Here is a 5,206-nt window from a genome sequence, read left to right as displayed (position 1 = left end):
CGCTCTGCGCTCTGGTTGGCCCTGATTCTCTCCTCCTCGGTTGTCGCCGCGTTGTAATCTATCTTTGACTGCAAAATGCTCATGCCCGCGTCCGGGTTTTCCTGGGCCAGCTTCCAGTCCGCCTCGGAAAATCCATTCCCCAAGCCCCAGCCCTGTTCCTTTTATTGCATAACAAAAGCCAGCAGCACACCATTTCTGGTATACTGCTGGCTTCCGTAATACTATTTTGTAAACCCATTTCCGGGAATACAGCTACACGGATTTTTTAAGTACTCCATTTCCCGTTTGTACTTTTCGACTCTGGCAAAATCCTTCTCTGTGGGAATGGGAATTCTCCCTAAATCAGAATTGTGGCGTAGGTCGGAAATCTTTACCGCTGTGGCAAGGGAATCGCTTTTGATCCGTGCAAGATATGCTTCCCTTGGCTCCCCTTCTCTGTGAGTAAGGCAGTCCACCGCCTGAACCACACGCTGGGAGAAGCCCTGCTTCAGAAGTTCTTCCAGAGTGATCGGCGTGTCCTCCACCACATCGTGAAGCAGCGCGACAACCTGTTCTTCCTCCGTTTCCAGCGCTTCCGCAACAGCAATGGGGTGGTTGATATAAGGGGAACCGCCTTTGTCTGTCTGCCCCTTATGGGCGGCGGCCGCCAGCTGATGCGCTTTCCAGACCTCTTTGGATTCGAGCAATAATTTCATGTAACTGCGCCTCCGTGATTTCTTCTACTTCGATATCTCCTGTGTAGATTTGAAACAACTCTATATTATATTCCCAAACACCTGTCAGAAAGTTGTATTTCTCAAAACCACCTTCACATTTGCGGCATACACGCCAGCATTCCTCCAGCGTTTCTCCGGGATAAAGTATTGCAAAATATTTTAGTGACAGATCTTCACTCCTCGCATTATAAAATTGTCATTGCAAGTACTTCTTATCAATATCGAAATCAAGCCCTATTTCTTTCAAAATGTCGGGGTCACATGCGTCGCGAATGATACATAAAGACTCTGCATAAGCTAAAAGCTGCCCATAATCCTGACTATCTTTGCTCCTCTTCGCGTTGATTTCATCGGCAGCTTCTTTAATAGCAGCTACAATATCTGATAATCTTTCAGTACTCATTTCCGAATCTCTCCTTCCAAACTTCCATTTCTATAGATGCCTGTTCTGCATTTCTCTGTAAATCTTTTCTCCATTTATTTAGCAAGCCTTCTTTAGCACGTTGATCTTTCTGCGCCCACCCAGAATCATAAGACACAGGGTCGGCAACTTTTCGAGCGTGCTCTTCTACCTGCATAGTATGGGAAATAATTGATTTTTTCAAGGGGCCTTCCTTGTGTTTCATTGCATCATTATAGATTCCCTTATGTTTTCCACCGTTTTTTGCTGTTTGCCACACCACTTTTGTGTCGATATCAGCATATTTTTCTACAATCTCATTGTACTCTGAAATATCAAAATTTTCAATTCTTTTCCCATTGCTGAGAGCTCCCTCTCCCACTCCTGGCAACTCAAGCATTTCTCCTGATAAGCCCTGGTCTCTTTGCAGCAAGTCCTCCTCGCCATCGTCAAGCAAATCCGGAAGTTGGAAAGTCTCCTCCCAGCCATTCTCGAGAAGATTTCCATTTGGCCCGGAGTCAAGCTCTGGCGTGTATCCGGTCTTTTCGGAAATCCCCTTCAGGGAATACCCGTTACTTTCCAGCAGATACCACGAAGTTTCAGGGCTGAAGCCCTCGGTCTTCAGAATATGGTAGGCCTGCTGTGCCGAGGGACGGGCCAGGGCGTTTTCCATGGAAAAGCCGTTGTTTTTCATCAGGCCCTGGAATACGCTTTGCTCCAGGCCCACCCTTCCCAGCGTGGTGGAAAGAGGCTCGTAAGCGGAGGCTCCCGGAAGCTCCAACAGGTTTTCGGGGAGATACCCGCTGTTTCCCGGTAAGCTTGAGAGGGCTTGTGAGCTCAGACCGGCAAACTGCCAGCACTGCTCTTATCTTTCTTATCTTGAACAAAAAAGCCAGCAGTACACCATTTCTGGTATACTGCTGGCTTGTAAAAGAAATTATATTTGGCTTTGAAATTTTCCGGCAAGGGGCAAAATTACAGGTTTAATCTGCAGCAAACCAATCTGTGTATTTCTTTTGGTTCCTATCCAAAATAATATCAATGACTTTTGAATATTCTTCCCAAACCTCCTCCATTTCTTCCTTCGTTTTTTGATCTACCAAGGTATAAAGAAGGGTTCTTGCTTCGTTTGCCGTCATGTCCTCATGAAAATATTTGTTCATCCTTTTCCTCCTTTGATCGTCCAGCCAAAATGGCGAGCAATTAGATATGTTTTTTCTCTGATAGCCATATAATTTCTTTGGGGAGGCGTCCACTCCCAAAAATCGGGATATTCCATTATTGCGGCATTAGCTTCTTTCTCTATTTGTTTTTCAACCGCATCAAACTCTTCCTCCGAAGGACGCTCACCACTTCCAACACTAACAGTATATATATCTCCATTCGCTGTAATGACTCCTATTTCAGATACATTTTCAATGGTAAGCTTTCGCAAATCGGCGCCGGAAGGCGTTGTGCAATTCGTATGGTTATGGTAAATTTTCACATTCTGGTTATTCTTATCCAGAAGTTCCGCGGGGATCTGAACTTTGTCCTCAAGCTCACCTTCTTTCATTTCCGTCCTGCGTCCATCGATAAAGCCCAATATATTTTCCTGTCCGTTTTCACTTGCTTTATCGTGAAGAGAAAAAAATGCATCTGCTTCCTGCTCGGTAAGAGTCAACTCCTCGTAATCACTGAAGTCATTACGATATAGTTCGGGGATATCCGCTTCCTCTTCGATTTGGCTGAAGTAATCTCCTTTTAGTATATCCGAATAGCCGCGTTTTTCAAGTCTTTTTTCGCCATTGCCAAATTCTTCTCCGATTTTCGGCAGTTCAAGCATTTCTCCCGATAAGCCCTCGTCTCTCTGCAACACCTCCCCCGTATCGTCCCCAAGCAAATCCGGAAGCTGGGAGGTATCATCTAAACGGTATCCGTTACTTTCCAGCAGATACCGCGATGTTTCAGGACTAAAGCCTTCGGCCTTCAGAATATGGTAGGCCTGCTGTGCCGAGGGGCGAGCCAGAGCGTTTTCCATGGAAAAGCCGTTGTTTCTCATCAGGCCCTGGAACACGCTTTGCTCCAGGCCCACCCTTCCCAGCGTGGTGGAAAGAGGCTCGTAAGCGGAGGCTCCCGGAAGCTTCAATAGGTTTTCGGGGAGATACCCGCTGTTTCCGGGTAAGCCTGAGAACGCTTGCGAGCTCAGACCGGCGCCGGTTCCCGCCGCCGGGGAAAGCTCCAGCAGGTTTTCCGCGAAGTACCCATTGCTTTCCAGCGCCTCCTGGATCATTTGCGGACTTAAGCCTGCGGACTGCAAGACGGCATAGGCCTCCTCTACCGAAAGCCCGCTCAGTTGGCCGGAATTCGGCAGAGTTAGGGAAGCGCCCTGCTGTGAGTCACTTCCCGGCTGCCAGGAGAAGCCGCCGTTCTGCCCGTTTCCTGCCATTTGAGACGCGTTTTCCAAGAACATTCCCTGCGCCGCTCTGTTTTTCCCTTCTTTCAGCGCCTGTTCCGTCGTGGCTCCCTGTGAGGCCGCTTCTACATAACCGTCGGTTCCACGCACCATGCTTCTGTAGGCCATTCCCAGCCCCGGAGTCCCCAGCGCGTCCAGTACAGCGCCGGGGGCCATATCCACCACGTTATACATATAGTTTGCAGCCTTTTTTGCGCCCGGATTTTCGATGCTGTCCAGCCCAGGCTGCCTTGCCGCCCAGATCCCCCTGGTCATGCTTTTCCCCGGTGTATTCGGATCTGACAGCAGGCCCTTTTCCGCTTCCGGGCTTGTCCAATCCTTCAGCATGTCTCCGACAGTCAAGGCCGCCGCGGTCGGTCTAAACAGCGTGGAAGTGATTCCATATCTGAAGGGCTGTTCCTCCGCTCCTTTCTGAATTCGCTCCAGATACTCATCGCTCCTTTTTTGGTTGATCTGACGCTCCAGGGAGTGCTTATAGCTCTTCGCGGCTGTCTCGTTTCCTTCCTTTCCCCAGAGGTAGTAATATATTTTCTGATCAATCGGCTCCATTGCTCCTGTATCTTCGAAGGGCTCCAATGCATTTATCGGAAGAATTACACCGCTTTTTTGTAAAGCGGCTTGATTTATCAATGTTTCGTGGTAAATCCCCTTTTCAGCCGCTTTTCCCAGCTCCACATACTTCTGGAAGTCCGGGTCTCTTATGGCCTCCAGCCTTTGCCGGGATCGCTTTTTCTCCCCTTCCAGCAGATACTTTTCCGTCCGCAGGGCCGCCGCCTCATTCTCCAGGGCTTTCCGCTTTTCTATCGCGTTCCCGATCCTTACGTTTCCTATCAGAGCGTTCTCCGGATCGCTTTGATACAGCTCTCCCGTTTTCCTCTCTGTTTCCGTTATTTCTTCCCCTATTTCCTTGAGCCGCCGGTTGATTTCCGTTTCCACGTACTCCCAGCTGCCCTCCTGAAATTCCTGCCATGCGGCCAGCGCCTCCTCGGACAGCTCCTCCATATCGTTTCCACGGTAGTCGCTCAGCAGCTTGGTATAAAGCCACCGGTCGCTTTCCCAGTCCTCGTAATCCCTCCGGCAGGTTTCTTTGTCCTGCTCCTCCTGCATGGAAAGACCTGTGTACTCCCCCGCCATATTCTGACAGCTGTTTTCATAGACCTGCAGCGTGCCCTCCCGCCTGTTCACGTTTCCCACCAGCTCGTCGTGATTCCGTTCCAGCTCCGGGTTCTCCGGCTTCTCTATCAGATCCTTTTCCATTTCCTCCGCCACTGCCCAATCCGCTTCGATATCCGCCTTGTACTGCACCCAGCTCCGGCTCGCCTGGATCAGGGTATCCTCCGTCGATTTTCGTTGCTCTCCGCTTTTTTCCAGATTCTTCGCCGACCACGCCAGCTTTTGGGATTTTTCAATGTTCCGCGCGCACGCTTCGTTTATCTGCCGCGCCGTGGGCCCGGCGCCTCCGGCGTTATAGGTTTCCTGATACCGCCTTTTTTCTTCCTGCTCTTTTTGCCACCTCGGATCCGCCGTATTCTCTCTATGCTTCCCGTCTGTGCTGATCCGCGCCATCTGATCCCTCCCTTTCCCTTTTTCTACATTTCCTCCTTACGGAAACAGCCCCTTCACCAGACGATCCAG

Annotated in this window: 5 protein-coding genes; all 5 read right to left on the bottom strand. The window is 49.8% G+C overall.

The annotated features are described in order from the left end of the window. Window positions 1-221: 221 nt before the first annotated feature. Complete coding sequence (locus U8T64_RS13800; protein ID WP_322184423.1) at window positions 222-695, bottom strand: HD domain-containing protein; 474 nt, start codon at window positions 693-695, stop codon at window positions 222-224. A gap of 217 nt (window positions 696-912) precedes the next feature. Continuing rightward, on the bottom strand, window positions 913-1,119 hold the full coding sequence (locus tag U8T64_RS13795) for a hypothetical protein (protein ID WP_322184421.1): 207 nt from the start codon (window positions 1,117-1,119) through the stop codon (window positions 913-915). Next, a complete protein-coding gene (locus tag U8T64_RS13790; RefSeq protein WP_322184419.1) occupies window positions 1,109-1,843 on the bottom strand; it encodes a hypothetical protein in 735 nt (244 codons plus the stop codon). Before U8T64_RS13790 ends, U8T64_RS13795 begins: the two co-directional genes overlap by 11 nt. 256 nt (window positions 1,844-2,099) lie before the next feature. Beyond that, complete coding sequence (locus U8T64_RS13785) at window positions 2,100-2,279, bottom strand: hypothetical protein (RefSeq protein ID WP_322184417.1); 180 nt, start codon at window positions 2,277-2,279, stop codon at window positions 2,100-2,102. After that, window positions 2,276-5,137: a PASTA domain-containing protein gene (locus U8T64_RS13780; RefSeq protein ID WP_322184415.1), complete on the bottom strand. Its 2,862-nt coding sequence runs from the start codon at window positions 5,135-5,137 to the stop codon at window positions 2,276-2,278. Before U8T64_RS13780 ends, U8T64_RS13785 begins: the two co-directional genes overlap by 4 nt. Window positions 5,138-5,206 lie beyond the last annotated feature (69 nt).

The organism is Neglectibacter caecimuris, from assembly GCF_034335015.1.
GTDB lineage: Bacteria > Bacillota > Clostridia > Oscillospirales > Acutalibacteraceae > Acutalibacter > Acutalibacter caecimuris_A.
The sequence above is the reverse complement of the archived record's forward strand: the minus strand, read 5'-3'. Positions and strand labels throughout refer to the sequence as shown.

Bases quoted from the DNA above. Each gene is read 5' to 3' on its own strand.
- U8T64_RS13800 (WP_322184423.1), bottom strand. From the start codon at position 695: ATGAAATTATTGCTCGAATCCAAAGAGGTCTGGAAAGCGCATCAGCTG.
- U8T64_RS13795 (WP_322184421.1), bottom strand. From the start codon at position 1,119: ATGAGTACTGAAAGATTATCAGATATTGTAGCTGCTATTAAAGAAGCT.
- U8T64_RS13785 (WP_322184417.1), bottom strand. From the start codon at position 2,279: ATGAACAAATATTTTCATGAGGACATGACGGCAAACGAAGCAAGAACC.
- U8T64_RS13780 (WP_322184415.1), bottom strand. From the start codon at position 5,137: ATGGCGCGGATCAGCACAGACGGGAAGCATAGAGAGAATACGGCGGAT.